Here is a 26,630-nt window from a genome sequence, read left to right as displayed (position 1 = left end):
TTGTGGGCAGACGATTTAAAATTCTTGGATTGCCGACAGGTTGTTCCGGCGGCGTGTAGTTTTACTACAAATCTTCCGGCATTTCAGCCTTTCGAATGTATAGACGAGTAGTAAAACTACAGATGAAAGGCTTGTGGCCTCCGACTGCGTTGTGAGAATAATCGTTAAGGCGGGTCGATTTCCATCCGAATAAGGTGAAAGTTTGATGCTGGATGCCAAAGAAGAAGAAATTTCAGCTATTTCTAACTTTTGTTCGACAGTCCTTCACGTAGCGGGTTTTCATCATTCACTACAAGCGGCCCTTATTACGCCGATCAAGGATAGACCATGACCCTGCCCGTGCTTGCCGAACTGCCCGCCATTCTCCTGCCGTTGGTCAGCCGATCCGAGCAGTCGTTCCGTACGTCCGTCGCCGCCCTTGAAGACGATCACGGCCTGTCGAACTGGACGCCGGAGCGCTGGGCGCAATTCGCCCGCGTCAGCGCCGCCAGCGAATTTGTCATTGAACAGAGCATTCGTGACCCTTTGATGTTGCTGTCGCTGGTGGCGTCCGGCGAACTTGATCGGGCGTTCGCGCCCGGCGAACTGTGCGCACAGATCGCCGCCGCCGTGAACAGCGCGCAGAGCGAAGACGAACTCGGCCGCGCCTTGCGCCGCCAGCGTGCACGGCATCAGGTGCGGATCATCTGGCGCGACCTGACCCGTCAGGCCGATCTGGTGCAGACCTGCCGCGACCTCTCGGACATGGCCGACGCCACCATCGATCAGGCTTATCAATGGCTGTACAGCCGCCATTGCGAGCAATTCGGCACACCCACCGGCCGGCGCAGCGGTGAGCCGCAGCAAATGGTCATCCTTGGCATGGGCAAGCTCGGCGCGGTCGAGCTGAATCTGTCTTCCGATATCGACCTGATCTTCGCCTACCCCGAAGGCGGCGAAACCGTCGGCGTGAAACGCTCGCTGGATAATCAGGAATTCTTCATCCGCCTCGGCCAGCGTCTGATCAAGGCCCTCGATCCGATGACCGTCGACGGCTTCGTGTTTCGCGTCGACATGCGCCTGCGCCCCTACGGATCGTCCGGCGCGCTGGTGCTCAGCTTCAATGCGCTGGAGCAGTATTACCAGGATCAGGGCCGCGACTGGGAACGCTACGCGATGATCAAGGCGCGGGTGGTGGCTGGCGATCAGGTTGCCGGCGCGCAGTTGCTCGACATGCTACGGCCGTTCGTTTATCGGCGTTATCTGGACTTCTCGGCGATCGAAGCGCTGCGCACCATGAAGCAGCTGATCCAGCAGGAAGTGCGGCGCAAAGGCATGGCCGACAACATCAAGCTCGGCTCCGGCGGCATTCGTGAAGTCGAGTTCATCGCTCAGGCCTTTCAGTTGATCCACGGGGGCCGCGATCTGAGCCTGCAACAGCGTCCTCTATTAAAGGTGCTGAGCACGCTGGAAGGGCAAGGCTATCTGCCGCCGGCAGTGGTCAGCGAGTTGCGCGAAGGGTACGAGTTTCTGCGCTACACCGAACATGCCATTCAAGCGATTGCCGACCGTCAGACGCAGATGCTGCCGGACAGCGCCCAGGATCAAGCGCGCATCGCCTTCATGCTGGGTTTTGCCGATTGGCCGGCATTCCACCAACAGCTGATGTACTGGCGCGGGCGCGTGGCCTGGCATTTCGCCCAGGTGATCGCTGATCCCGACGAAGAAGAAAGCGGCGAAAGCGAAGTGGTGGTCGGTGGCGAATGGCTGCCGCTGTGGGAGGAAGAACAGGACGAGGAGGCCGCGTGCCGGCAGTTGCAGGAGGGCGGTTTCGTCGATGCCGGCAAAGCCCTCAAAGCGCTGGCCGGTTTGCGTGGCAGTCCGCAATTGCGCGCGATGCAGCGGCTGGGGCGCGAGCGTCTCGATGCTTTTATTCCGCGACTGCTTGCGCAAGCGGTGGAGCACGACAATCCCGATCTGGTACTCGAGCGAGTGCTGCCACTGGTGGAAGCGGTGGCGCGGCGTTCGGCGTATCTGGTGTTGCTCACGGAAAACCCCGGCGCGCTGCGCCGCCTGCTGACCTTGTGTGCGGCGAGCCCGTGGATTGCCGAGCAGATCACGCGCTTCCCGCTGCTGCTCGACGAATTGCTCAACGAGGGCCGGCTGTTCAAGCCGCCGCTGGCGCCGGAACTGGCGGCCGAGTTGCGCGAACGCCTGACGCGAATTCCCGAAGACGACCTCGAGCAGCAAATGGAAGCCCTGCGCCATTTCAAACTGGCGCACCGCTTGCGCGTCGCCGCCTCGGAAATCGCCGGCAGCCTGCCGTTGATGAAAGTCAGCGATTACCTGACCTGGCTGGCCGAGGCGATTCTCGAACAAGTGCTGGCCCTGGCTTGGCGGCAGACCGTGGCCAAGTACGGCACGCCGCTGCGCACCGACGGCACGCTGTGCGATCCCGGCTTCATCATTGTCGGTTATGGCAAAGTCGGCGGTATCGAATTGGGGCATGGTTCCGATCTGGATCTGGTGTTCATCCATGACGGCGATCCGCAGGCGGAAACCGACGGGCCGAAATCCATCGACGGCGCGCAGTTCTTCACGCGCCTGGGGCAGCGGATCATTCACCTGCTCACAGCGCAGACCAACTCCGGTCAGCTGTATGAAGTGGATATGCGCCTGCGACCGTCCGGCGCTTCCGGGCTGTTGGTGAGCTCCCTCGGCGCATTCGCCCGCTATCAGGAAAACGAAGCATGGACCTGGGAGCATCAGGCCTTGGTGCGCGCGCGGGTGCTGGTGGGCAGTCAGGATGTCGGCCAGGCCTTCGAGAAAGTCCGCGCCCAAGTCCTGGGCAAACCACGGGATCTGGCCAAACTGCAACAGGAAGTCAGCGAGATGCGCGCCAAGATGCGCGACAACCTTGGTACCCGCAGCACCGCAGCCGGCACGGCGGCGAATGCGTTCGACGCCGGCGTGCCGTTTGACCTCAAGCAGGACGCCGGAGGTATCGTCGATATTGAATTTATGGTGCAATACGCGGCCCTGGCGTGGTCGCACAGCCATCCGCCGCTGCTGCGCTGGACCGATAACATCCGCATTCTGGAAGAGCTGGAACACGAAGGGCTGATGCCCGCCGAAGATGCCAGTCTGTTGCGCGAGGCCTACAAGGCCTATCGCTCCGCCGCCCACCGGCAGGCCTTGCAGAAGGACGCCGGGGTGATACCGGGCGACCAGTTTGCCGACGAACGCCGGCAGGTTTTGCGGATCTGGAAAGAGATGGGGCTAAGCTGAAAGCGGTTTATGCAGCACCCAATACCCTGTGGGAGCGAGCTTGCTCGCGAAGGCGGAGTGTCAGACGACACCGATGTCGGATGTGATGGCCCCTTCGCGAGCAAGCTCGCTCCCACAGTGATCTGCGCTGAAATGCAGATGTTGAAACAGATGCAAAACCCTGTGGTAGCTGGCTTGCCAGCGATAGCGGAGTATCAGACGACAATAATGTTGAATGTGAAGACCCCATCGCGGGCAAGCCCGCTCCCACAGTAGATCTACAGTGTTTGTAGAATTATCGAGGCGGGGAGGCGTAAATGCCTCCCCGGTTCGTTTTTGGAAACCACATGAATATTCTGATCGTTGGGCCCAGTTGGGTCGGTGACATGGTGATGGCGCAGACACTGTTTCAGTGTCTCAAACAGCGCCACCCGCAATGCGCAATCGACGTGCTGGCGCCCGAATGGAGCCGGCCGATCCTTGAGCGCATGCCCGAAGTGCGCAAGGCCTTGAGCTTCCCGCTCGGCCACGGCGCGCTGGAACTGGCGACGCGCCGGCGCATCGGCAAATCCCTGCGCGGTCAGTACGATCAGGCGATCCTGCTGCCCAACTCGCTGAAATCGGCGCTGGTGCCGTTTTTCGCCGGCATCCCGAAACGCACTGGCTGGCGCGGCGAATTCCGCTATGGCCTGCTCAACGACGTGCGCACTCTCGACAAAGAACGCTACCCGCTGATGATCGAGCGCTTCATGGCCTTGGCCTATGAAGCCAACGCCGAGCTGCCGAAGCCGTACCCGCGCCCGAGTCTGCAAATCGACCCGGTGACCCGCGAGGCGGCACTGGCCAAGTTCGGCCTGAGCCTCGATCGCCCGGTCCTGGCCCTGTGCCCCGGCGCCGAGTTTGGCGAATCCAAGCGCTGGCCGTCCGAGCATTACGCCAAGGTCGCCGAAGCGAGCATCCGCGAAGGCTGGCAGGTGTGGCTGTTCGGCTCGAAAAACGATCACGCTGTCGGTGAAGATATCCGCGCACGTTTGATCCCGGGCCTGCGCGAAGAATCGGTCAACCTCAGCGGCGGCACCTCGCTGGCCGAGGCCATTGACCTGCTGTCCTGCGCCGATTCCGTTGTGTCCAATGACTCCGGCCTGATGCACGTCGCTGCGGCATTGAATCGTCCGCTGGTCGCGGTATACGGCTCGACCTCGCCGGGCTTCACCCCGCCGCTGGCTGAGCAGGTCGAGATCGTACGCCTGGGCATCGAATGCAGCCCGTGCTTCGATCGCACTTGCCGGTTCGGCCATTACAACTGCCTGCGTCAGCTGATGCCGGAAGCGGTCAACGATGCCTTGCAGAAGTTGCAGGGCTCCGTGGTCGAGGTTCATTAACTTGCGGGTATTGTTGATCAAGACCTCATCGCTGGGCGACGTGATTCACGCGTTGCCGGCGCTGACCGACGCTGCACGCGCGATCCCGGGGATCAAGTTCGACTGGGTGGTGGAAGAGGGCTTCGCCGAGATTCCGAGCTGGCACCCGGCGGTCGATAAAGTGATTCCGGTGGCGATCCGCCGCTGGCGCAAGAATCTTTGGAAAACCATCACCAGCGGCGAGTGGAAACGCTTCAAGCAAAGCGTGCGCGCCAATAAATACGATCTGGTGATCGATGCCCAAGGCCTGCTGAAAAGTGCCTGGCTGACCCGCTACGTCAAAGCCCCGGTGGCCGGCCTCGATAAAACCTCGGCCCGCGAGCCGATGGCTGCGCGCTTCTACGATCGCAAGCTCGCCGTCGCCCGTGGTCAGCACGCCGTCGAACGCGTGCGCCAGTTGTTCGCCATTGCCTTGGGTTACGACCTGCCCAAAGGCCTAGGCGATTACGGCCTCAACGTCGAGCGACTGGTCGAGTTGCCGCGCAAGAATGCCTACGTGGTGTTCCTGCATGGCACCACTTGGGACACCAAGCACTGGCCGGAACTCTACTGGCGCGAGCTGACCGAGCGGGTCGGCTACCTCGGCGTCGGCGTCAGGCTGCCATGGGGCAACCCACAGGAAAAGGCCCGCGCCGAACGCATCGCTGCCGGCTTCAAACACGCCGAAGTGCTGCCGAAACTCAATCTGGCCGGCGTCGGCAAAGTCCTAGCCGGCGCGCAAGCCTGCGTGGCGGTGGACACCGGTCTCGGCCATCTGGCCGCTGCGCTGGATGTACCGACGATTTCGTTGTTCGGCCCGACCAACCCGGGCCTCACCGGCGCCTACGGCAAGCTGCAGATTCATCTGGCCAGCGACTTCCCGTGCGCGCCCTGCATGCAGAAAAAATGTCCCTATCAACCGACCGCGCAGGATGCTCGTCAGTTTGACCTGAAACGCGAGCAGCCTTTGTGCTTCACGCGTGTGAACCCCGAGCGTGTCGCCAGCCGACTGAGCACGTTGTTAATGGCTGAGGAGCTGCGCTGATGCAATTGGCATTTGTCCTGTACAAATATTTCCCGTTCGGTGGCTTGCAGCGCGACTTCATGCGCATCGCTCTCGAATGCCAGAAGCGCGGCCATCAGATTCGCGTCTACACGCTGATCTGGGAAGGCGACGTGCCGCCCGGTTTCGAAGTGCTGGTGGCGCCGGTCAAGGCATTCTTCAACCATCGTCGCAATGAAAAGCTCAGCGCGTGGATGGCAGCGGATCTGGCCAAGCGTCCGGTCGATCGCTTGATCGGCTTCAACAAAATGCCTGGCCTGGATGTCTACTATGCCGCCGACGGCTGCTTCGAAGACAAGGCGCAGAACCTGCGCAACTCGCTGTACCGCCGTTGGGGCCGCTATCGCCACTTCGCCGAGTATGAGCGCGCGGTGTTCGCCAAGGACGCGAAGACCGAAGTGCTGATGATTTCCGAAGTGCAGCAGCCGCTGTTCATCAAGTATTACGACACGCCGCTCGAGCGCTTCCACCTGCTGCCGCCGGGCATTGCCCAGGATCGTCGGCGGCCGGCGGATGCCGATGAGATTCGCGCCGGTTTCCGCGCGGAATTCAATCTCAAGGACGACGAGTTGCTGCTGGTGCAGATCGGCTCCGGCTTCAAGACCAAGGGTGTCGATCGCAGCCTCAAGGCACTGGCCGCGCTGCCGGCCGAGTTGAGAAAACGCACCCGGCTGTTTGTAATCGGCCAGGATGACCCCAAATTGTTCCAGATGCAGAGTGCGACGCTGGGCCTGGGCGACAATGTGACCTTCCTCAAAGGCCGCAGCGATATCCCGCGTTTCCTGCTCGGCGCCGACCTGTTGATTCACCCGGCCTACAACGAAAACACCGGCACCGTGCTGCTTGAAGCGCTGGTGGCCGGGTTGCCTGTACTGGTCAGTGCGGTCTGCGGTTACGCCCATTACATCGCCGAAGCCGATGCCGGGCGAGTGCTGGACGAGCCGTTCGAGCAGGCGCAGCTGACCCGATACCTGACCGAGATGTTGAGCGACGACGCTGCACGGGCGGCCTGGAGCCGCAACGGTCTGGCCTTCGCCGAGACGGCCGACCTCTACAGCATGCCGCAGCACGCGGCGGATGTGATTCTGGCGGAGCACGCTTAATGAAGTTGATGCTGGCTGAACCGTTCAAAAGCCTTTGGGCCGGACGCGACCCGTTCGCCGAAGTCGAAGGCTTGCAGGGCGAGGTGTACCGCGAGCTGGAAGCGCGCCGGACATTGCGCACGGAAGTCGACGGCAACGGGTTTTTTGTGAAAATCCACCGTGGCATCGGCTGGGGCGAGATCTTCAAGAACCTGCTGACCGCCAAGCTGCCGGTGCTCGGCGCGGGTCAGGAGTGGAAAGCCATTCAGCGTCTGCAGGAAGCCGGCGTGCCGACCATGACTGCCGTCGCCTACGGCGAGAAAGGCAGCAACCCGGCGGATCAGCATTCGTTCATCGTCACCGAAGAGCTGGCGCCGACCATCAGCCTCGAAGACTTCAGCATTGACTGGGTCAAGCAGCCGCCGGAGCCAACACTCAAGCGCGCATTGATTGCCGAAGTCGCGCGGATGACGGGGATGATGCACCGCGCCGGGGTCAATCACCGTGACTGCTACATTTGCCATTTTCTGCTGCACACCGACAAACCGGTCACGCCGCAGGATTTCAAACTCTCGGTGATCGATCTGCACCGAGCCCAGACCCGCGCAAAGATCACTCAGCGCTGGCGCAACAAGGATCTGGCGGCGCTGTACTTCTCGGCGCTGGACATCGGCCTGACCCGTCGCGACAAACTGCGTTTTCTCAAAGGCTATTTCCAGCAACCACTGCGGCAGATTCTGGCGGAAGAAGCGCCATTGCTGAGCTGGCTGCAAGGCAAGGCCGACAAGCTCTACGAGCGTAAACAGCGTTACGGGGATGCGCTCTGATGGCGGGTTGGACACTTGAGCCGCAGTACGGCGAACTCGCCGAAGATTTCGGCAGCCTCGAAGCCGTATTTGCCTTGCAGGGCGAACGCCTGACCCGCGATCCGCTGTCGGAGGTGGTTCGGGTGCAGCGCGACGGCGTCAATTATTACGTCAAACGCTACGTCGGCGCCGGTAAGGGCCTGCGCCGTTACCTCGGCAAGCCGCGCGTAAAAATGGAATGGCAGAACCTCAAGCGCTTCGCCAAGTGGGGCATCCCCACGGCCGAGGTGGTGGCCTGGGGGCTGGAGCGGCGGGGCGCGGCCTATGATCGGGGCGCGATGATCACCCGTGAACTGCCCAATACCGAAGACCTTTCGGCACTGGCCGAGCGCAAGGATCCCAGGCTCAAGGATCGCGCCTGGGTCGACGGTGTCAGCCAGCAATTGGCCGGTTACACCCGGACCATGCACGACCATCGGTTTACGCATAACGATTTGAAATGGCGCAACCTGCTGATCGACGATCAGGCGCGCATCTTCCTCATCGACTGCCCTAACGGCGAATTCTGGCGCGGCTTCTGGCTCAAGTACCGGATCACCAAGGACCTCGCCTGTCTCGACAAACTGGCCAAATATCACCTGTCCAACACCCAGCGCCTGCGCTTCTACAAGCAGTATCGCCAGTGTGATCGGCTCGATGTCGCCGACAAGAAGCGGATTCGCCACGTGGTGAGATTTTTGAGGGGCGCGAATGACTGATTTTCTTGCCGAACAGGACCGCGCACTGCTGGAGCGCCACGGTCTCGGCAATTTCGATGCACTGTGGGCCAAACAGCTTGAAGCTGTGGATGAGCCCAACACTGCCGGTGGCGGCTGGAGCAGCGTGTTCCGTCTCGATCTTGAGGGCCAGGGCTATTACCTCAAGCGCCAGAGCAATTATCTGACCCGAACTTTGCAGGCGCCGTTTGGCGAGCCAAGCTTTGCCCGCGAATTTCGCAACATCAGCCGTTACCGCAAGTTGGGCATCCCGGCGTTGCAGGCGGCGTTTTTCGGTGAGCGCAAGGTCGCCGGGGAAGTGCGCGCCATTCTGCTCACCCGTGCACTGGACGGCTGGAGCGACCTGGATTCGTTGCTGGCGTGCTGGGCGCAGCTCAGTGCCGCTCAGCATTCGGCGATTCTCAAGGCTTGCGGGCTGCTGGCGCGGCGGCTGCACGGCGCGCGTCAGGTGCATGGCTGTTTCTATCCCAAACATATTTTCCTGCGCGCCACCGGCGACGGCTATGAGGCGCAGCTGATCGATCTGGAGAAAACCCGGCCTCTACTGTTCGGCATGCGTGATCGGGTCAAGGATCTGGAACCGTTGCAACGCCGAGCGCCGCAATGGAGCGAGGCAGACTTACGCCAGTTGCTCGCGGCTTATCTCGATCAGCCTACTGACAGCTCGCTGCTCGACAGCTGGCTGAGCCGACTGACAGCGCGGCGCAGCCACAAGGAGACCCGCTGATGCAATTGTCCGAGCTGGCCCGCTCCGGGCGCGCACCTTCACTGCCGCTGACCGTGACCTTGGCGGACGCCGCCGGTGTTGCGGATTTGCAGTTGCTGAGCCTGCTGCGGGTGTTGCCCGGGCAGCGCTATGTTGGCGCCGGCGTCTGGCGCGGTCGGCCGGTATTGGCCAAATTGCTGGTAGGCAGCAAGGCCGCCCGGCATTTTCAGCGTGAGCTGGACGGTGTGCGCCTTCTCGCGGCGCAAGGCCTGACCACGCCGCTGCTGTTGGCCGATGGACTGAAAGACGGTGAGGGTGGCTGGCTGCTCTTCGAATTCCTCGAGGGCGCCGAGAGCCTCGGTGATGCCTGGGCCGAGGTCGAGTCTCTGCCGGCACTGGCCGATGAGCAGACCGCCGTTCTGGCCGAAGCGCTTGACGCTATCGGTCGGATGCATGGCAAAGGACTCTGGCAGGAGGATCTGCACCTGGACAATCTGCTGCGTCACGGCGGTCAGTTGTACCTGATCGATGGCGCCGGAGTTCGTGCGGAAGCGGCGGGGCAGCCACTGTCCCGACAAAAAGTGCTGGAAAACCTCGGGGTGTTTTTCGCTCAGCTTCCGAAGTCACTCGAGCCGTTCACCGAAGAGTTGCTGGTCTATTATCTGTTGAGCAACAGCGAACATGCTTTGCCGCTGGAGGCTCTGCAGAAACAGATCGACAAGGTGCGCAGTTGGCGGCTCAGGGACTACCTGAACAAGGTCGGCCGTGAATGCACGCTGTTTGCCGTGCAGCGCGGGGCATTTGCCCTGCGCGCCGTTCGCCGTGAAGAAGCAGCGGCCATGCTGCCGGTGCTTGAGCAGGCCGACGCCTTGCTTGATCAGGGGCATCTGTACAAGACCGGCGGCGCGGCCAGCGTCGGCAGAGTCGACGTGGCCGGGCGAGCTCTGGTTATCAAGCGCTACAACATCAAGAATTTCGCCCATTGGCTCAAGCGCTTCTGGCGCCCGAGCCGGGCCTGGCATTCGTGGCGTGAAGGCAATCGCCTGGCGTTCCTGGGCATCGCCACGCCGAAACCGCTGGCGGTACTGGAAAAGCGTTTTTTGTGGCTGCGCCGCAGTGCCTATCTGGTCACCGAGTTCCTGCCCGGGCCGGACATCATCGAGCGCTTTGCGCCGTACGTGGAAAATGGCCAGGCACCGGAAGCCGAGTTGCTGGCGCTTGATCAATTGTTTGCCCGATTGATCGCCGAGCGCATCAGTCATGGCGACTTCAAAGGCCACAACCTATTCTGGCAGACGGATCGCTGGGCGCTGATCGATCTTGACTCGATGCGTCAGCACGCATCGGTCGCCAGCTTCGCCCCGGCTTACGCCCGCGATCGCGCGCGGTTCATGCGCAACTGGCCTGAAAGCAGCGCGTTGTACCAGGTCATTGATCAGCGGTTGCCGAAAGAAGTCTCCAGCGCAGGGTGATTTCTTCTCACTAGCAGGCTCGTTCTTGCAATGGACCTGGTCCACTGCGAAACGGAGTCTGTGGGCAGTAGCGGACAAAATACAGCGATCTGTCCTACAACTTCTCCAGAAGCCATGAACTGTGCCCTGCTCGGGCTCGATGCTAATTTGCCTGACGATCTCGGAGGGCGAATCTTGAGCATGAAAAAAATTCTGACGCTGGGCGTAATGTCTGCAGTTCTCTCAGGCTGTGGCAGTGTCTCGACCGTTTTGCAGGGCGACGCCGATGCTGCCCGTGACCTGCGCAAAAAGAAGACCTACTGCCAGTCGATTCCGCGCATCTACAGTGGCCTGGCCTTCGATTTTTGCACTCTGAATGCGCCGCCTGATCCTACGGGCATGCTGGCGCCCTTTGTGTTGCTCGATCTTCCTCTGTCCGCCGTGTTCGATACCGTTTCCTTGCCCTATACGATTTACCGGCAAATCGAGGATGGCAATCTCAGTATCTATTGGCGCCCGAATCGCGGGTGACGTTGTGCAGTTTTCTCGTTTTGAAAATCGGGGCGAGGTGCGCGAGGTTCTTGAAGGCGTAAAGCCTCAGCACGCCGACGCGAGATACAGTGATTTCGTCATTTATGTTGATGAAAGCGGTGATCACGGAATGCAGCGGTTGGACCCTTACTATCCGATTTTCGTACTCGCCTTTTGTGTGTTTCATAAGCGCCACTATTGCGAAAAGGTCATCCCAGCGGTTCAGAAGTTCAAGTTCAATCACATGGGACATGATCTGATCGGGCTGCATGAGCTTGAGATTAGGAAAGAAAAAGGCGCTTTCTCTAATTTGTTTACCTCAAAGGCGCATAAGCATGCGTTTCTTGCCGAATTGACCGGCATCATTGAGGCCAGCAATTTTGTTTTGATCAGCTGTGTTATCGATAAGGCTCCACTCTGCGAGAGGCAGGGTTCTCTAGAGAATCCGTATCATCTGGCGCTCGGCTTCTGTCTTGAAACTCTGTACGATTTTTTATCTGAGAAGGGTCAGCACCGCGCATCAACGCATGTGATTTTTGAACGCCGAGGAAAGCGGGAAGATAACGAGTTGGAGCTGGAATTTCGCAGAATGTGCGGTGGTGCCAATCGAATGGGCGTGCAACTGCCGTTCGAAATAGTCTTCGCCACAAAGCAGGTCAATTCCACCGGCTTACAGCTGGCTGATCTTGTTGCGAGACCCATTGGTATGAGTGTTTTGAGAGCGGGTCAGGAAAATCGCGCTTTCGAGGTGCTCAAACGCAAGTTTTATTGCAGCGGTGGGCGCATAAACGCTGGAGAAGGTTTCGAAAATTGGGGCTTGAAGATTTTCCCGCCTCCAAAAAGCGAAAAGCCCCGGTGATCTCACCGAGGCATTAGCGCCGACCGGGATCCCCCAGTCCATTTGAGTTGGAGTCTATTGCGACGTCCAAAGGCTGTCAACGTGGCGACTGCCTGTTCCTGCTAGAGGCTTGCGGGCGCTTTTACGCTATAATCCCGCCCTTTAGCTGCCGCTCGCCCTGTGCGAGGGCACATCAATTTTCAAGGCGCATCGCGCCTGCATGCAGACTAAAGAGGCTAGACCCCTGTGGCATTGACGATTCTTGGCCTGTCCGGCGCCCTTAGCCATGATCCTTCCGCAGCCTTGTACATCGACGGCAAGCTGGTCGCGGCGGCTGAGGAAGAGCGCTTCGTACGCGATAAACATGCAAAGAACCGCATGCCCTACGAATCGGCGAAATTCTGCCTCGAGCAGGCCGGCATCAAACCGTCCGACGTTGACGTGGTGGCGATTCCTTTCGCCCCGATCAGCCTGTTCGGCAAGGCCCGCTGGCACTACGCCAAGCGCTACTGGTACGCCCCGGATCGTGCTCTCGATGCGATCCTGATGGGTAACCGTCGCTACAAGCGCTACCGCAACAAGATCGTCTGGTGCCTCGAGCAACTGGGCTTCGATCCGAAGAAAATCAAGATCGAGCCGGTCGAGCATCACCTGGCTCACGCCTCCAGTGCTTATCACTGCTCCGGTTTCAAAGAGAAAACCGCGATCCTCGGCATCGACGGTAAAGGCGAATACGCCACGACCTTCTTCGGTTACGGCGAAAACGGCAAGATCCACAAGATCAAGGAATTCTTCGACCCGGATTCCCTCGGTGGTCTGTACGGTGCGATCACCGAATTCCTCGGTTTCGAGATGCTCGACGGCGAGTTCAAGGTCATGGGCATGGCGCCATACGGCGATGCCAGCAAGTACGATTTCTCACGTCTGGCCTCGTTCGAAAATGGCGAGCTGGTGATCAACACCGACTACGCCAACGTGATCGGCCTGCGTCGCTATAAAGAGAAGGGCAAGGGTTTCTACTTCTCGCCGAAGCTGATCGAGTGGCTGGGTCCGAAGCGCGAAGGCGACATCGCCGACGAGCCGTACATCCACTACGCCGCGAGCATGCAAGCGCTGTTCGAGAAGCTCGCGTTGCAGATGATCGACTACTACTTGGGCGACGTGCTCAAGGAAACCGGCAAACTGGCTTTCGCTGGTGGCTGTGCGTTGAACGTCAAGCTTAACCAGAAAATCATCGCTCGCGACGACATCAAAGAGCTGTTCGTACAGCCTGCGTCGGGCGATGCCGGCACCGCAGTCGGCGCTGCCGCTTACGTGTCGCACGCCCGTGGCGTACCGGTCGAGAAGATGGAACACGTCTATCTCGGCCCGTCGTACAGCAACGAGGACGTGATTGCCGCGTGTGCCCGGCACGAGAACAAGCCGACCTGGCGCAAGCTCGACAACATGCCGGAGCAGATCGCCCAAATCATGGTCGACGGCAACCCGGTCGCCTGGTTTCAGGGCCGTATGGAGTTCGGTCCGCGTGCGTTGGGTGGTCGTTCGATCATCGGTTGCCCGAGCGTGGCCGGTGTCGCCGACCGCATCAACCATCAGATCAAGTTCCGCGAGCGCTGGAGGCCTTTCTGCCCGTCGATGCTCGACACAGTCGCTCCACAGATGATCAAGATCGATCACCCGGCGCCGTTCATGACCTTCACCTTCGAAGTCGCCGAAGAATGGAAAACCCGCGTGCCGGAAGTCGTCCATGAGGACGGTACTTCCCGTGCCCAAGTGCTCAAGCGCGAATACAACCCGCGCTACTACGACATGATGAAGGCGCTGGAAAACCTCACCGGTAACGGCGTGTCGCTGAACACTTCGCTCAACCGTCGTGGCGAACCGATGATCTGCTCGCCGACCGACGCGCTGAACATGTTTTTCGGCTCGGATCTGCAGTACCTGATCATGGAAGACATTCTGGTGGTCAAAGAGGGCGCCAACGCTTATGACTCGCTCGGCTGAACGCCATGTGCTGCAGTTCTGTCACGGCTATGACGGGCCGTTCCTGGACTGCGCGCGGCAGTACGCCAGCCTGTTTGCCGGCACCGGCTATCGGGTGACCACGGTGTTTCTGACCGGGGCCGCCGATAGCGAGGTGGCCGCAGCGTGTGCTTCCGATGAAGTGTTGTTCATGGAGTACAGCTCCAAGGCCATTCGTGGCCTGAAACTGGGGGCTATCGGCGATCTGCGCAAGATCGTCGCCTCACGCAATTTCAGTCTTTGCATCGCCCATCGCTTCAAGCCGATCTATATCGCCTTGCTCGGCACATCGCTGCCGGTCATTGGTGTGCACCACGCGTTCGGCGATTACCAGCGTGGGACGCGCAAGTTGTTCGCGCATATTTTCCGCCAGCGCCTGAGCCTTCTCGGCGTGTCGGATGCAGTGCGTGACGACATGCGGCGCTGCCTGCCGAAATGGCCGGCAAGCCGAATCCAGACGTTGTACAACCGCATCGATGTGCCTGCACTGCAAGCCCGTCAGGTACCTTCCGAAGAAGCGCGGCAGATCCTCGGGCTGTCGCCGGATGCCTGGATTGTCGGTAACGTCGGCCGCCTGCACCCGGACAAGGATCAGGCCACGTTGCTGCGCGGGTTTGCCCAGGCGCTGCCAGGCCTGCCGGACCACAGTCAGTTGGTCATTCTCGGCAGCGGTCGCCTGGAGCAGGATCTCAAGGCGCTGGCCCGTGAGCTGGGCATTGCCGACCGAGTGCTGTTTCTCGGTCAGGTGCCCGATGCGCGCAATTATTTCCGCGCCTTCGATGTGTTCGCCTTGAGCTCCGATCATGAACCGTTCGGCATGGTCTTGCTGGAGGCCATGGCCGCCGGCTTACCGTTGCTGGCCACCGCGTGCGGCGGGGCGAAGGAAGTGGTGGAGGGTGTGGGCATTCTGTTTCCATTGGGCGATGCCGAGCATCTGGCTCAGGGGCTGCAACATCTGGCCGCGATGGATGCGCAGCAGCGTCGTCAATGTGCGCAGATGATGCTCGAGCGACTGCATGAGCGTTTCTCCGACCGTGCGGTGCGCGAGACCTTCTGGCGCCTGCCGCCAGTTACCGATCTGGCAACGAGGGGCTGATGCTCAACCGATTTCAAGGCTGGCGCGAACGTGGCTGGTCGCCCGTTGACGCCTCGACCTACGCCACTGCCTGGCAACGTTATGGCGGCAGTGTCGCGACACATCCGCTGGTCATCGAGCGCCTGGCGGACCTGGCCGGGATCCCGGTGCGTTATCTGGCCTGGCAGCAGCAGGGCGAGGTTAAAGCCGCTATTGCTACCTGGGGGCGCGACCTGGCTCTGTCCAAGGACGTGCTCAAACGCAACGGCAAGAAAGGCCTGTTCGACCTCGGCAATGCCGAGCTGATCCTGCCAGCCGCCGTCGATGCCCAGGCACCGCTGCGGCATCGGGCGCGCTATCTGTCGGCACTCAACGAAGGCCGTTTCAGTGGTCTGAAGTTGCAGGCTGAACAACTGGCCATGGCCCGCACGCCGGAAGAATTGTCGAAAAAGTTCCGCTACAACCAGCGTCGAGAGCTGCGTCTGCTGGAAGAAGCGGGCGGTGTGGTGCGAGCGGTCAGCGAGTTTTCCAGCGTTGAGCTGGCCGCGATGTACTGCGATCTGTTTCAGCGCCGTTGGGGCTTTCCGGCGACCGGCGCGGCGCGCATGGCCGAGGTCATCGAGTTGCTGCGCGAGTTGCTGATCGGCTCGGTCATTTTCCTCAACGATGCGCCGATTGCGATTCAATTGGTCTACCGCGTTGAGGCGGCAGAATGGATCAGTGTCGAATACGTGAATGGCGGTGTGGATCCCGAAACCCGCGAGTTCAGCCCCGGCAGCGTGCTGAGTTTTCTCAATACGCAAAGCGCCTGGGAACACGCACGGGCACTCGGCAAGCCGTTGCGTTTTTCGTTCGGTCGCGCTGACCGTGAATACAAGGACCGCTGGTGCAACCCTGTGCCGGTGTTCACCGTATGAGTCAGACCATGAGCCGCAAACAGCAATTGCTCAGACGCCATCGACGCAACAAGCGCGTGGCTGTGTTGGTCGCGCTGGCCGCCATCATCGCGCTGAGCGTACTGGTTGCCTGGTGGCTGGCCCCGGTGTTGCTGATTGGCGGCTGGATCGCCCATGAGGCGTGGTTTGCCGATCATCTTTTCTACGCGCCCGGCGACGATTACCAATACAGCTTCCCGGCGTATACGCCGCAGCCTAAGGTGCATCTGAACGGCGAGCAGTTGCGTCTGGATGAAGGTGTGATGCTGGCCGACGATGCCACGCTGATCCTGGCGGTGCGGGTCAAAGGCACTTGGCTGGGACGTTTCTTCGATCCTCGGGTCGAGTTGTCGGGCGGCGCCAATCCTGACGTGCAAACCTTTGAACGCGGTGTCGGCGGCCTGCGCTACCTGAACCTCAGCGGTCAGGCGCAAGCGTTGTCCGAAGGAGTATTGCGTCTGCGCGGCCGTTTCTGTCGAGTGTCGGGCGAGCCGGTACTGTGGGCGCTGGAACACGCTGATTATCGTCGCCAGCGGGTCATGGTCATTGCCCCTCACGCCGACGATGCGGAGCTGGCGGCGTTCGGGTTGTACAGTCAGGCCGATGAAGCCTGGATCGTTACCCTGACCGCTGGCGAAATCGAGGCCGAACATTATCAGCAGATGGGCATGAGCAAGGTCGACGCCGCGCGGCTGAAGGGACGCTTGCGCGCCTGGGACAGCCTCACCGTGCCGCAATGGGCTGGTGTCCCCCAGGAACGCTGCGTGCAGTTGGGCTATTTCTGCCTGCAACTGGCCGCGATGCGGGACAAGCCGGAGCAACCGGTGGGCTCGCGCGAAGCGGATTTGAGCGATACCCGTCTGTTCCGTCAATTCAATCGGTTTGTTCTGCCAAGTGACGCCGATGGCGCGCCGACCTGGAACAATCTGCTGGCTGATCTGCGCGAAACAATGCTGCGTGCGCGTCCGGACGTTATCGTGCTGCCGCATCCGACGCTGGACCCGCACCCCGACCACATCTGTGCGCAGCAGGCTGTACTTGAAGTGTTGGGGGGGCTGGACTGGCAGCCGACGCTGCTCGGTTATGCCAACCATCTGCACGATAACGACCGGTGGCCGATGGGCAATAGTGGCGATGGCGTGGCGCTGCCGCCAGCCTTTGATGCTGGCGTGCCGGTGCAGCCGGTTTGCCTGGCATTGTCTCTGCAACAGCAGCGTGACAAGGCAATGGCCCTGGGCATGATGCATGACCTGCAGCCGCCCGCGCCGTTCAAGCGTCGCTTGCGTCGAAGCCTGCAGCGATTGCTGGCAGGGCGGTCCGGTTCGTCTTATGGCGAGAACGAATTTTTCCGCAAGGCGGTTCGGCGACACGAACTGTTCTGGCGTTTGTAACGACACAGGAGCCCGCGCAAGACTATCTTGCAGGCGGGCATGTTCAGGTTTGCTCGGGTTGCTGTTGCGGCAAGGAAGACAATGAAAGTTCTATTTCTGGTGCAGAAAGATCAACGGGCCATTCTCGATCGTTTGTACGAGGGTGTCGCCGCCCATTGTGAGTGCGATCTGCGCTGGTTGAGCGGTGACGAGCAGCGCAATCTGCGGCGATATTTCCGCCGCGAAGTCGATGTTGCCCGCTATGACCGCATCGTGTTTTTCCTGCGCTTCAAGCAGGAGATCCGGCAGGTCGGGTTTATCCGCACTATCCCCAATCTGGTGATTCTGGAGCACGATGCCTATCAGAATTACATCCCCTGCAAGTACACCGGCAAGTTCAGTGCGCACTATCGGCGTTTGCCGTGGGCACGGGTGATCAGTTCCGGTTTCGTGGTGGCCGAGCGCCTGCGCTCGGAGGGCTTCGACGCCGTGTTCGTGCCCAAGGGCTACGATCAGACGCAATTGCAGGACCAGGGGCGCGAGCGGGATATCGAACTCGCCTTCGTCGGCAGTACCAACAGTGTGGCCTACAGTGGCCGCAAGGCACTGCTGGATGAACTGGGCCAGGTCGAGCCGCTGCTGGTGACGCGGACCAAGTCCGGGGCTGAATACCTGGAAACGCTCAACCGTATCCGCTTTTTTGTCAGCGCGGACGTGGGCATGGGCGAGTTCATGATCAAGAACTTCGAAGCCATGGCTTGCGGCTGCGTCCTGCTGGCCTATGATCAAGGCGCCGCCGAAGCTGCGGCGCTGGGTTTGCAGGACATGCACAACGTGGTGTTCTATCAGACGATCGCGCAGTTGCAGGAAAAGCTGGCCAGGCTGCGCGAGGATCCGCAACTGGCGCAACGCATCGCTGACAACGGTCGCGAACTGGCGGTGGAGCAGTTCAGCTTCGCGCGGATCGGTCAGCGCATCGTTGAAGAACTTGAGCCGCCGTTGCGTGATCGGGCGCCGCTGAGCCTGCTGGAAAAAATCCGCCTGAAAGTGGGCATTTGACAAGTGTCATATAGCCAGTGATATTGCTGGCGACTTCTGATTAACGAGATATCGGTGCAATTTTCCAAAGAAAGCCAGATTACATTGGTGGTTACCAGCTGCGGTCGACTCGATCTGCTCAAGGCCACTCTCGATAGCTTCGACCGGTACAACACGGCACCCATTCGTGAAGTGTTCATCACCGAAGATGCCGGCGACGAAGGCGTTGCCGGGATTCTGCCTGCTCACTGGAAAGAGCATTGCACGGTCTTCGTCAATCGTCCGAAGCTGGGCCAGTTGGCATCGATCGACCTGGCCTACGGACACGTCAGCACCCCCTACATTTTTCATTGCGAAGATGACTGGGAGTTCTATCGTCCGGGGTTCGTCGAAGACTCGATGACCATTCTGCAAGCGCGGCCGGAAATTCTGCAGATCTGGTTGCGCAGCTATAATCACGATCTGCGTGTTCACAGCCCATACATCCATTTGGGCGCGCGCGAGATTGTTGATGGCGTCGCGTGTTATCCGCTGATTTCCGACAAGCCGGAGTGGCAGGGGTTCTCGCTGAACCCGGGGTTGCGCCGACTCGAGGATTATCGGTTGTGTGCGCCTTTCGCCGGACACGGTGGCGAGAAGGCCTTGTCACAGCGCTACTCGCAACTGAACAGGGAGGCCTTGATACTCGAGGCAGACGCGGTCATGCACACCGGTTTTGGTCTGCATGTGCAAACGGATGTCGAGCGTGAACGCAAAGCGCGCCGCAATCGCCGCGAGCAGATTAAATTTGCCTTGTTTCTGTTGCTGGGAGTCTGCATTGGCTGGTTCATCAACTGAGTTCGAGTACGCCGCAGCTTGTCCCCGCAAATCCGTGCAACGGCTTTCTGCTCGATGAATATTCTCAATATCATGTGGGCCGGTGGCGCTCCGTTCGCATCAATCCATAAAGTGCATCAGCAAATACTCTCTCAGGCGGCACCGTCGGCGGTGGTCAAGACCTGGCTGCTCCAGGGGCAGGGAGCCGAGTGCGGCGTGGATGTCGGTGAGGTGCGTGAGTGGCAGTTATCGTCAGCCCGCCTGAAGGGTCGGCATTTCTGGCGTTTGGCCAAACCCGTGATGCGGGCGAGGTTTCGCCAGGCGCTCGTGGACAGTGACGCTCGATTGCTGCTGCTGGACGGCATGGGTGTCGCACGCACGTTGTTACCGGTCCTAAAGAAACTGCCGCATATTCGCGCGGTGGTGATCTTCCACGGTTCGGCGCGTTTGAATGCCGGCGACCAGGCACTCTTTCAGGCAATCCCTGCGTCCCGACTGACATTGGTTGCCGTCTCCAGCACCCTTGCCGATTCACTGGCCCGCGATCTGCAACTGCCTGTCACCGCGCTGCGAAGTGCGTTCGATCCGGTGGCGTTTCGCGCTGACCTGTTCACCCGTGAGCAAGCCCGGGCACGATTGGGATTGCCGCAAGGCGATACGCCGGTATTGGGCGCGGTAGGGCGGCTGGTCTCCGAGAAGGGTTTCGGCTATCTGCTGGATGCCTTTGCCGCAGCACTCGACACCCGCCCGGACTTGCGCCTGGTCATTATTGGCGAAGGCTCCAAACGCGCGGCGCTGGAACAGCGCATCGACGCGCTTGGCTTGCACGAGAAGGTCTTGCTGACCGGGCATGTGAGCGAAGCAGCGCAGCTTTATCGTGCGTTTGACTGGGTGGCCATCCCTTCGCTGGAGGAGGGTCTGGGTCTGGTCATGCAGGAAGCGGTGATGGCCGGCGTACCGGTGCTGTGCAGCGATCTGGAGGTGTTCAGCGAACAGCTGGGCAGTGCCGGCTGGTATGCGCCGGTCAATGACACGAAAGCCTGGTCCGAGGCCATCGACCGCGCCTTCAGTGCCTCATCTCAAGCGATCAATGCCGAGCAGTACCGGATGCTCGCTCCGGACGAGGCCTGGTCGAGCTTCAGCCAGGCTGCCCGCGCATTGTTTTCATGACGACAAGACCGCGCGCTCCAGTGCCTGCATCGGAAAGCTGTCGTTCAGCTTCTCGCGCGCAATATAGCGTGCGAAATGTTGCAGGTTGCGTTTGATCAAGCGCTTTGGCAACGGTCCGCGGGTGAAGCGCATGTCGGCGACATCGATCAGGCCCATGCGGTTGTCTGGTGTGACGACGATGTTGCCAAGATGCAGGGAGCGGAAGTAGATGCCCGAACGGTGCAGGCTGCGTATCAGCTCGGCCAGATCCGGCAATGCCTGAGTCCAGTTGAAACCTTGTTTTGCGGCGATCTGGCGCAGCGTTTGCCCTGGCAGAGGCTCATACAGCACGGCGGTCATGCCTGGTTTCTCAAGGCGAAAGAACTGGAGGATCTGCAAGGTCGGCACGCCGAGTTTGTGCAGCTCGACGGCATTGTCGATGAATCGCTTCGAGTAGGGGCGAAACAAGGCGGATGAAAAAACCTTTTGCGACGAAACAGTTTGAGAATTTTCCCATCCTGCAGCAGGTAGACTTTCGGCCCATAGCTGTCCGCTTCCAGAACTTTGGCAGCGTCGATCATTTGGTCTAGAGCGGCTTGTGAAAGCCGGGAGCATCGCATCGTAGGCAGCCTTGTCGAAAGTGCGGGGTGTTGTAGCAGGCAATGATGCCGAAAAGTTTCGATTTTAACCATGCCACATCGGATGGGCGAACCCTTGTCAGGAGCAGATTGATGCAGGAAACACGCTGGGCGCAACTATGGATGGCGACGGGGCTCTTGTGGTTTTTACTGGCCATTGCTGTGGCGCCTACCAACAAGGTTTATCAGCAAGGGTTGGTCGCGTTTGTCTGGCTGCCTGCGCTTTTGCTGTGCTGGCCGGCGCGCCATCGCGTCAGAGAAGTGCTCTACGAGCAACGCTGGATCTACCTGGCAATGCTGGGTCTGCTGATCTGGTCGCTGATCAGTCTGGCATGGACAAACGCACCTGAGCCCGGCCGCGAAGCCAAGCGCCTGTTGTATATCGTGGTGTTCCTGCTGTTTTTTCCGGTGTTTGCCAATGGCCGTCCCGAGCGATTGATCCGCATCATGCAGTGGGGCGGGCTGGGGCTGGCAGTGACTGCGCTGGTGGCCATCGTCAGGTTTTACATCATCGAAGGTAACGTCTGGTCTGCCCGGGTGGAAGGGCTGGGTGAACTGGCCCATCCGATCCTCGGCGGTTATGTGATCGGCGTGGCGGCTGTGTGGTTGGCCTTGTGGGCGCCCCGCGGTGTGATATGGCAAGTGATCTATGCGTTGGCGCTGGTGGTGCTGGGCACATTTGTGCTGATGAGTCAGAGTCGTGGTGCAGGATTGGCATTGTTCCTGACCATCCTGGCCATGCCGATGTGGTGCCGTGACCGGCACAGTCGCATCGTCGCGGCCGTAGCTCTGGTGGTGGCGATGCTGGCGCTGTGGTTTTTCGAACCGCTGGTTCTGGCGCGCGGGGTCTCGTATCGTCCGCAGATTCTGATGGCCTCTCTGGATATGATTGCCCAACATCCCTGGGGTGGGTTGGGCCTGGGTGGGGACTACCGGGTTTTCTGGTCGGGCATGACTTTCGATCACGCCCACAATCTGTTCACGCATGTCGCGATCGTGCTGGGTCTGCCGGGACTGCTGTTATGGTCTGCCGTCTGGTTCGCCATTATTTTCCAGGCATGGAAAGTTCGGGAAACGCTGTATGCCCGCGGGGTTATCGGTATCTGGCTGTTCTCGACACTGGCGATGCAATTCGACGCTGCCAGCCTGACCGGCACCCCGCGTGCCGAGTGGTTCATCAGCTGGCTGCCGTTGGGGCTTGCCAGCGTTTTGGTATGGGCGCGGGCCAATGGCGGCGCTTGTGATAAAATTTCGCGTTCTTCTTAACCAGTGAGCTCTACGATGACTGACGCACCGCCCAAAGCGGAACAGGAATCCAGCCTGAAAATCTACTTTCGGCTGTTGGGGTATGTAAAACCCTATATCGGTCTTTTCCTGCTGAGTATCGTGGGCTTCGTGATCTTTGCTTCCACGCAACCGATGCTGGCCGGGATTCTCAAGTATTTTGTCGATGGCCTGAGCAACCCGGAAGCGGTGCTCTTCCCCAACGTTCCCTATCTGCGAGACGTGCAATTGCTGATGGCTGTGCCGTTGCTGATCATCCTGATCGCAGCGTGGCAAGGCCTCGGCTCGTTTCTCGGCAACTATTACCTGGCGAGGGTTTCGTTGGGGCTGGTGCATGACCTGCGTATCGAACTGTTCAACAAGCTGTTGGTACTGCCCAACCGCTATTTCGATACCCATAACTCGGGTCATCTGATCTCGCGCATCACTTTCAACGTGACCATGGTCACCGGCGCCGCCACGGATGCCATCAAAGTGGTGATCCGCGAAGGCCTGACCGTGGTTTTCCTGTTCGCCTATCTGCTGTGGATGAACTGGAAACTGACTCTGGTGATGCTGGCCATTCTGCCGGTGATCGCGTTCATGGTCGGCAACACCAGCAAGAAATTCCGCAAGCAGAGCAAGAAGATTCAAGTGGCCATGGGCGACGTCACCCATGTGGCTTCCGAAACCATTCAAGGCTATCGCGTCGTGCGCAGTTTTGGTGGCGAAGCTTATGAGCAGCAGCGTTTTGCGGCGGCCAGCCAGAGCAACACCGACAAACAGTTGCGCATGACCAAGACTGGCGCGGTGTATACGCCGATGCTGCAGCTGGTGATCTACACCGCCATGGCGGTGTTGATGTTCCTGGTGTTGTTCCTGCGCGGTGATGCAACGGCCGGTGATCTGGTCGCGTACATCACGGCTGCCGGTTTGCTGCCCAAACCGATCCGGCAATTGTCTGAAGTCAGCTCGACCATCCAGAAAGGTGTGGCCGGCGCCGAAAGCATTTTCGAGCAGCTCGATGTCGAGCCGGAAATCGACACCGGTACGATCGAGCGTGATCGGGTCAGTGGCCATCTGGCGGTGAACAACCTCAGCTTCACTTACCCGGGCACTGAACGGGAAGTGCTGAAAAACATCAGCTTCACCGCATCGCCAGGTCAGATGATCGCCCTGGTCGGGCGTTCCGGCAGCGGCAAATCGACGCTGGCCAGTCTCATTCCGCGCTTCTATCACCACGAGACCGGCGAAATCCTGCTCGATGATGTCGAAATCGAGGACTATCGTCTGCGCAATCTGCGCCGCCATGTAGCGCAAGTGACCCAGCACGTGACGCTGTTCAACGACACCATCGCCAACAACATCGCTTACGGCGATCTGGCAGGCGCGCCTCGCGAAGATATCGAGAAAGCCGCCAGGGATGCATTTGCCATGGACTTCATCGCGCAGATGCCTCAAGGCCTGGATACCCAGGTCGGCGAGAACGGTGTGCTGTTGTCTGGCGGACAGCGTCAGCGCCTGGCGATTGCCCGGGCCTTGCTGAAAAACGCCCCGCTGCTGATCCTCGACGAAGCGACGTCGGCCCTTGATACCGAGTCCGAGCGGCACATTCAGGCGGCACTCGACCATGTCATGAAAGGCCGCACCACGCTGGTCATTGCCCACCGTTTGTCGACCATCGAGAAGGCCGATCTGATCCTTGTCATGGATCAGGGCGAGATCGTCGAACGCGGCACTCATGCCCAACTGCTTGCTCATAATGGCTACTACGCGCGTCTGCATGCGATGGGGCTGGATGCCCCGGCTGTAGACATTGCCTGATCTGCAGATGAGGGTGGGCCAGCCTCACCCTCGTGTATTCCCGGCGCGCGCGATCCTGTTAATATCGCGCCCCTGTTCATTTTGTATGTGGGTTGCTCCATGAAATTGTCGATGCCGCGATTCGATCAAGCCCCTGTCTTGGTGGTCGGCGATGTCATGCTCGACCGTTACTGGCATGGCGGAACCTCACGGATTTCCCCTGAGGCACCGGTGCCGGTGGTCAAGGTCGAGCAGATCGAAGATCGCCCGGGCGGTGCCGCCAACGTGGCGCTGAACATTGCCGCGCTGGGTGCACCGGCATCGCTGGTGGGCGTGACCGGCGATGACGAAGCCGCCGACAGCCTGAGCAACAGTCTCAAGGGCGCGGGCGTGCGCGCCTTGTTTCAGCGCATCGCGCACCAGCCGACCATCGTCAAGCTGCGGGTCATGAGCCGGCACCAGCAGTTGCTGCGTATCGATTTCGAAGAAGTGTTCGCCACCGATGCTCTGGCACTGGCCGCGCAGGTTGACGGGTTGCTTGAAGGCATCAAGGTGCTGGTGTTGTCGGATTACGGTAAAGGTGCACTGAAAAATCACCAGGCCCTGATCCAGGCCGCTCGTGCCAAGGGTATTCCGGTATTGGCTGATCCCAAGGGCAAGGACTTTTCGATCTACCGCGGTGCCAGCCTGATCACACCGAATCTCAGCGAGTTCGAAACCATCGTCGGTGGTTGCGCCGATGAGCACGAACTGGTGAGCAAGGGCGCCGTCCTGATGCAGGAGCTCGACCTCGGCGCGCTGCTGGTGACCCGTGGTGAACACGGCATGACCTTGCTGCGTCCGGATCATCCGGCGTTGCATCTGCCGGCCCGCGCCCGCGAAGTGTTCGACGTGACCGGTGCCGGCGATACGGTGATTTCGACCCTGGCCGCGGCCATTGCCGCAGGCGAAGAACTGCCGCACGCCGTGGCGCTGGCCAATCTGGCAGCAGGCATCGTCGTCGGCAAGTTGGGTACCGCAGCGATCAGCGCCCCGGAACTGCGCCGCGCCATTCAGCGCGAAGAAGGTTCGGAGCGAGGCGTGCTGGGTCTTGAGCAACTGCTGCTGGCGGTTGACGATGCCCGTGCGCACAACGAGCGGATTGTCTTCACCAATGGCTGCTTCGATATCCTGCATGCCGGCCACGTGACCTATCTGGAACAGGCCCGCGCTCAGGGCGACCGTCTGATCGTGGCGGTCAACGATGACGCCTCGGTCAGCCGCCTGAAAGGCCCGGGCCGGCCGATCAACAGCGTGGATCGCCGCATGGCGGTACTCGCCGGTCTCGGCGCGGTGGACTGGGTGATCAGTTTCTCTGAAGGCACACCGGAAAACCTGCTGCGCGAGGTCAAGCCGGACGTGCTGGTCAAGGGCGGCGATTACGGTATCGATCAGGTGGTCGGCGCGGATATCGTTACCGCTTACGGCGGTACCGTGAAAGTTTTGGGTCTGGTGGAAAACAGCTCGACGACAGCGATCGTGGAAAAGATCCGCGGCCAATAAGATCAAAGATCGCAGCCTGCGGCAGCTCCTACAGGGGAATACATTCCAATGCAGGAGCCGTCGAAGGCTGCGATTTTTTGCTTTCAGGAATTCACTTTCTTGCGCGGTACGATTTTCTTCAGCAGCTGCCTGGCCTTGCCGCGCAGGCGTGCCAGTCCAGTGGCTTTCTCCGCTGGCGTCAGGCCCTGTTGGCGCAACCAGTCTTTCCAGCGAATCCGCTCATCGCGCACCAACCAGCCATCCTGTCGCGCGAAGCTTTCGGCCAGATACAGACCGCGCGTACTCGCCGGATACAGTTGATCCTTTTTCAGGGTGTACAACTCAGGCAGCGGCTGACCGTCGTGCAATGGCATCAAGTACAGGTCTGGCCGTTTGCGATCGAGCCGCGCCACCAGTTGATCGCCTTCCAGACGCTCGTCGACATGAAACAGGCTCAAGGACTTCGCCTCCTTGGGCACGTCCAGGCGCAAGTCATAGATCAATTGCAGGGACGCCGTCGGCAGATGCACGTACGCCCTTGGTCGCTCCAGCAATTGCAGGTTGGCGCAGCGCACCGGACGCGCCGAACCGGACAACGGCGTCAGGCGAAACGGCAACGCCTCACGGTAATGCAGCGCAGCGGAGTAGGGCGCCGGCAACCAAGTCTCGTTGAAGCGCCCGCCGAGCCAGCCTTCCGGGGTTTCCAGCAGGCACTCTTCGGCAATCTCCTGAATCGCCGTGTGCAGCGGAATGTTCAGCTCATGAGCAGGCACATAGCCGGAAATCAGTTTCAGCACAACGTCGCCGCGATCCTGCCGACGCTGGCGCACCAGCACCCAGTAATCGCGATTCTGCCAGTGCAGGGTCAGGCGCACGGACACGCCGAGGTTGGCCAGTTCCAGGGCAAAGCGCTCGCTGTCGGCAACACTGACCGGTTTGCGCCGTTGCAGGGTCTGGGCGAAGTTCAGCGGCATGCCGACGCTCTGATAGCTCAGGCCTTCGGGCGTGGCTTCGACGAACAGCGGCAGTGTTTTGAAGTTGCTCGGGTTCTTGCGGATGAGCGTGCGCGGCATATCGGCTCCTGGCTTAAGGCCGCGGGGC

General features: G+C 60.3%; 22 protein-coding genes and 1 pseudogene. 21 read left to right on the top strand and 2 right to left on the bottom strand.

Annotated features, from left to right (window positions below; all coding sequences use genetic code 11):
• Nucleotides 1-205: 205 nt before the first annotated feature.
• The 18 genes from ACZZ0K_RS21655 (at nt 206) to ACZZ0K_RS21570 (ending at nt 20,325) form a co-directional block, all read left to right on the top strand.
• Entirely contained in the window at nt 206-331 is a 126-nt protein-coding gene (locus ACZZ0K_RS21655) for a hypothetical protein (protein ID WP_256584330.1), read from the top strand.
• Nucleotides 328-3,267 (top strand): bifunctional [glutamate--ammonia ligase]-adenylyl-L-tyrosine phosphorylase/[glutamate--ammonia-ligase] adenylyltransferase, encoded by a 2,940-nt coding sequence (gene glnE, locus ACZZ0K_RS21650; protein WP_463559326.1) that lies wholly within the window; start codon nt 328-330, stop codon nt 3,265-3,267. Before ACZZ0K_RS21655 ends, glnE begins: the two co-directional genes overlap by 4 nt.
• A gap of 326 nt (nt 3,268-3,593) precedes the next feature.
• Nucleotides 3,594-4,628 (top strand): lipopolysaccharide heptosyltransferase II, encoded by a 1,035-nt coding sequence (waaF, locus tag ACZZ0K_RS21645; protein ID WP_258707502.1) that lies wholly within the window; start codon nt 3,594-3,596, stop codon nt 4,626-4,628.
• A 1-nt stretch (nt 4,629) separates the two neighbouring features.
• Nucleotides 4,630-5,691, top strand: coding sequence for a lipopolysaccharide heptosyltransferase I (gene waaC / locus ACZZ0K_RS21640; RefSeq protein WP_258707503.1), 1,062 nt, complete (start codon nt 4,630-4,632; stop codon nt 5,689-5,691).
• Complete coding sequence (locus ACZZ0K_RS21635; RefSeq protein ID WP_041477621.1) at nt 5,691-6,812, top strand: glycosyltransferase family 4 protein; 1,122 nt, start codon at nt 5,691-5,693, stop codon at nt 6,810-6,812. Before waaC ends, ACZZ0K_RS21635 begins: the two co-directional genes overlap by 1 nt.
• The gene (rfaP, locus tag ACZZ0K_RS21630; protein WP_056787471.1) at nt 6,812-7,618 is read left to right on the top strand and encodes a lipopolysaccharide core heptose(I) kinase RfaP; all 807 of its coding nucleotides are present in this window, start codon (nt 6,812-6,814) and stop codon (nt 7,616-7,618) included. Before ACZZ0K_RS21635 ends, rfaP begins: the two co-directional genes overlap by 1 nt.
• Nucleotides 7,618-8,355 carry a lipopolysaccharide kinase InaA family protein gene (locus ACZZ0K_RS21625; RefSeq protein ID WP_463559325.1) on the top strand — a complete coding sequence of 246 codons (738 nt, stop codon included), beginning with the start codon at nt 7,618-7,620 and terminating at the stop codon, nt 8,353-8,355. Before rfaP ends, ACZZ0K_RS21625 begins: the two co-directional genes overlap by 1 nt.
• On the top strand, nt 8,348-9,100 hold the full coding sequence (locus tag ACZZ0K_RS21620; protein WP_056787474.1) for a lipopolysaccharide kinase InaA family protein: 753 nt from the start codon (nt 8,348-8,350) through the stop codon (nt 9,098-9,100). The genes ACZZ0K_RS21625 and ACZZ0K_RS21620 overlap by 8 nt, the downstream gene beginning before the upstream one ends.
• Nucleotides 9,100-10,551: a lipopolysaccharide kinase InaA family protein gene (locus tag ACZZ0K_RS21615; protein ID WP_258707505.1), complete on the top strand. Its 1,452-nt coding sequence runs from the start codon at nt 9,100-9,102 to the stop codon at nt 10,549-10,551. The genes ACZZ0K_RS21620 and ACZZ0K_RS21615 overlap by 1 nt, the downstream gene beginning before the upstream one ends.
• Nucleotides 10,552-10,731: 180 nt before the next feature.
• Nucleotides 10,732-11,061 (top strand): YceK/YidQ family lipoprotein, encoded by a 330-nt coding sequence (locus ACZZ0K_RS21610; protein ID WP_370593503.1) that lies wholly within the window; start codon nt 10,732-10,734, stop codon nt 11,059-11,061.
• Nucleotides 11,021-11,920 (top strand): DUF3800 domain-containing protein, encoded by a 900-nt coding sequence (locus ACZZ0K_RS21605; protein ID WP_252879312.1) that lies wholly within the window; start codon nt 11,021-11,023, stop codon nt 11,918-11,920. The genes ACZZ0K_RS21610 and ACZZ0K_RS21605 overlap by 41 nt, the downstream gene beginning before the upstream one ends.
• Before the next feature lie 225 nt (nt 11,921-12,145).
• Entirely contained in the window at nt 12,146-13,903 is a 1,758-nt protein-coding gene (locus ACZZ0K_RS21600; RefSeq protein ID WP_056787479.1) for a carbamoyltransferase family protein, read from the top strand.
• A complete protein-coding gene (locus ACZZ0K_RS21595) occupies nt 13,887-15,017 on the top strand; it encodes a glycosyltransferase (protein WP_258707506.1) in 1,131 nt (376 codons plus the stop codon). Before ACZZ0K_RS21600 ends, ACZZ0K_RS21595 begins: the two co-directional genes overlap by 17 nt.
• A complete protein-coding gene (locus ACZZ0K_RS21590; protein WP_252879313.1) occupies nt 15,017-15,913 on the top strand; it encodes an antimicrobial resistance protein Mig-14 in 897 nt (298 codons plus the stop codon). Before ACZZ0K_RS21595 ends, ACZZ0K_RS21590 begins: the two co-directional genes overlap by 1 nt.
• 8 nt (nt 15,914-15,921) lie before the next feature.
• A complete protein-coding gene (locus tag ACZZ0K_RS21585) occupies nt 15,922-17,322 on the top strand; it encodes a PIG-L deacetylase family protein (RefSeq protein WP_258708185.1) in 1,401 nt (466 codons plus the stop codon).
• Between the two features lie 81 nt (nt 17,323-17,403).
• Nucleotides 17,404-18,360, top strand: a complete 957-nt coding sequence (locus tag ACZZ0K_RS21580) for a glycosyltransferase (RefSeq protein ID WP_258707507.1) — start codon at nt 17,404-17,406, stop codon at nt 18,358-18,360.
• A gap of 54 nt (nt 18,361-18,414) precedes the next feature.
• Complete coding sequence (locus tag ACZZ0K_RS21575; RefSeq protein ID WP_056787489.1) at nt 18,415-19,176, top strand: hypothetical protein; 762 nt, start codon at nt 18,415-18,417, stop codon at nt 19,174-19,176.
• Nucleotides 19,177-19,230: 54 nt separating this feature from the next.
• Nucleotides 19,231-20,325, top strand: a complete 1,095-nt coding sequence (locus tag ACZZ0K_RS21570) for a glycosyltransferase (protein WP_150741682.1) — start codon at nt 19,231-19,233, stop codon at nt 20,323-20,325.
• On the opposite strand, the pseudogene ACZZ0K_RS21565 reads toward ACZZ0K_RS21570, so the two are convergent.
• A pseudogene (locus ACZZ0K_RS21565) lies at nt 20,320-20,924 on the bottom strand (lipopolysaccharide kinase InaA family protein). The gene ACZZ0K_RS21570 and the pseudogene ACZZ0K_RS21565 sit on opposite strands and share 6 nt — an antisense overlap.
• A 111-nt stretch (nt 20,925-21,035) precedes the next feature.
• On the opposite strand from ACZZ0K_RS21565, the gene ACZZ0K_RS21560 reads away from it, so the two are divergent.
• The 3 genes from ACZZ0K_RS21560 (at nt 21,036) to hldE (ending at nt 25,550) form a co-directional block, all read left to right on the top strand.
• Entirely contained in the window at nt 21,036-22,208 is a 1,173-nt protein-coding gene (locus ACZZ0K_RS21560; RefSeq protein WP_150741802.1) for an O-antigen ligase family protein, read from the top strand.
• A 15-nt stretch (nt 22,209-22,223) separates the two neighbouring features.
• The gene (gene msbA, locus ACZZ0K_RS21555) at nt 22,224-24,029 is read left to right on the top strand and encodes a lipid A export permease/ATP-binding protein MsbA (RefSeq protein WP_150741681.1); all 1,806 of its coding nucleotides are present in this window, start codon (nt 22,224-22,226) and stop codon (nt 24,027-24,029) included.
• A gap of 99 nt (nt 24,030-24,128) precedes the next feature.
• Entirely contained in the window at nt 24,129-25,550 is a 1,422-nt protein-coding gene (hldE, locus tag ACZZ0K_RS21550; RefSeq protein ID WP_041477636.1) for a bifunctional D-glycero-beta-D-manno-heptose-7-phosphate kinase/D-glycero-beta-D-manno-heptose 1-phosphate adenylyltransferase HldE, read from the top strand.
• Between the two features lie 83 nt (nt 25,551-25,633).
• Here the strand turns inward: hldE and ACZZ0K_RS21545 are convergent, their stop codons facing one another.
• Entirely contained in the window at nt 25,634-26,602 is a 969-nt protein-coding gene (locus tag ACZZ0K_RS21545; RefSeq protein ID WP_056787497.1) for a hypothetical protein, read from the bottom strand.
• Nucleotides 26,603-26,630 lie beyond the last annotated feature (28 nt).

The sequence above is a fragment of the Pseudomonas sp. AC255 genome, assembly GCF_979258175.1.
The sequence above is the reverse complement of the archived record's forward strand: the minus strand, read 5'-3'. Positions and strand labels throughout refer to the sequence as shown.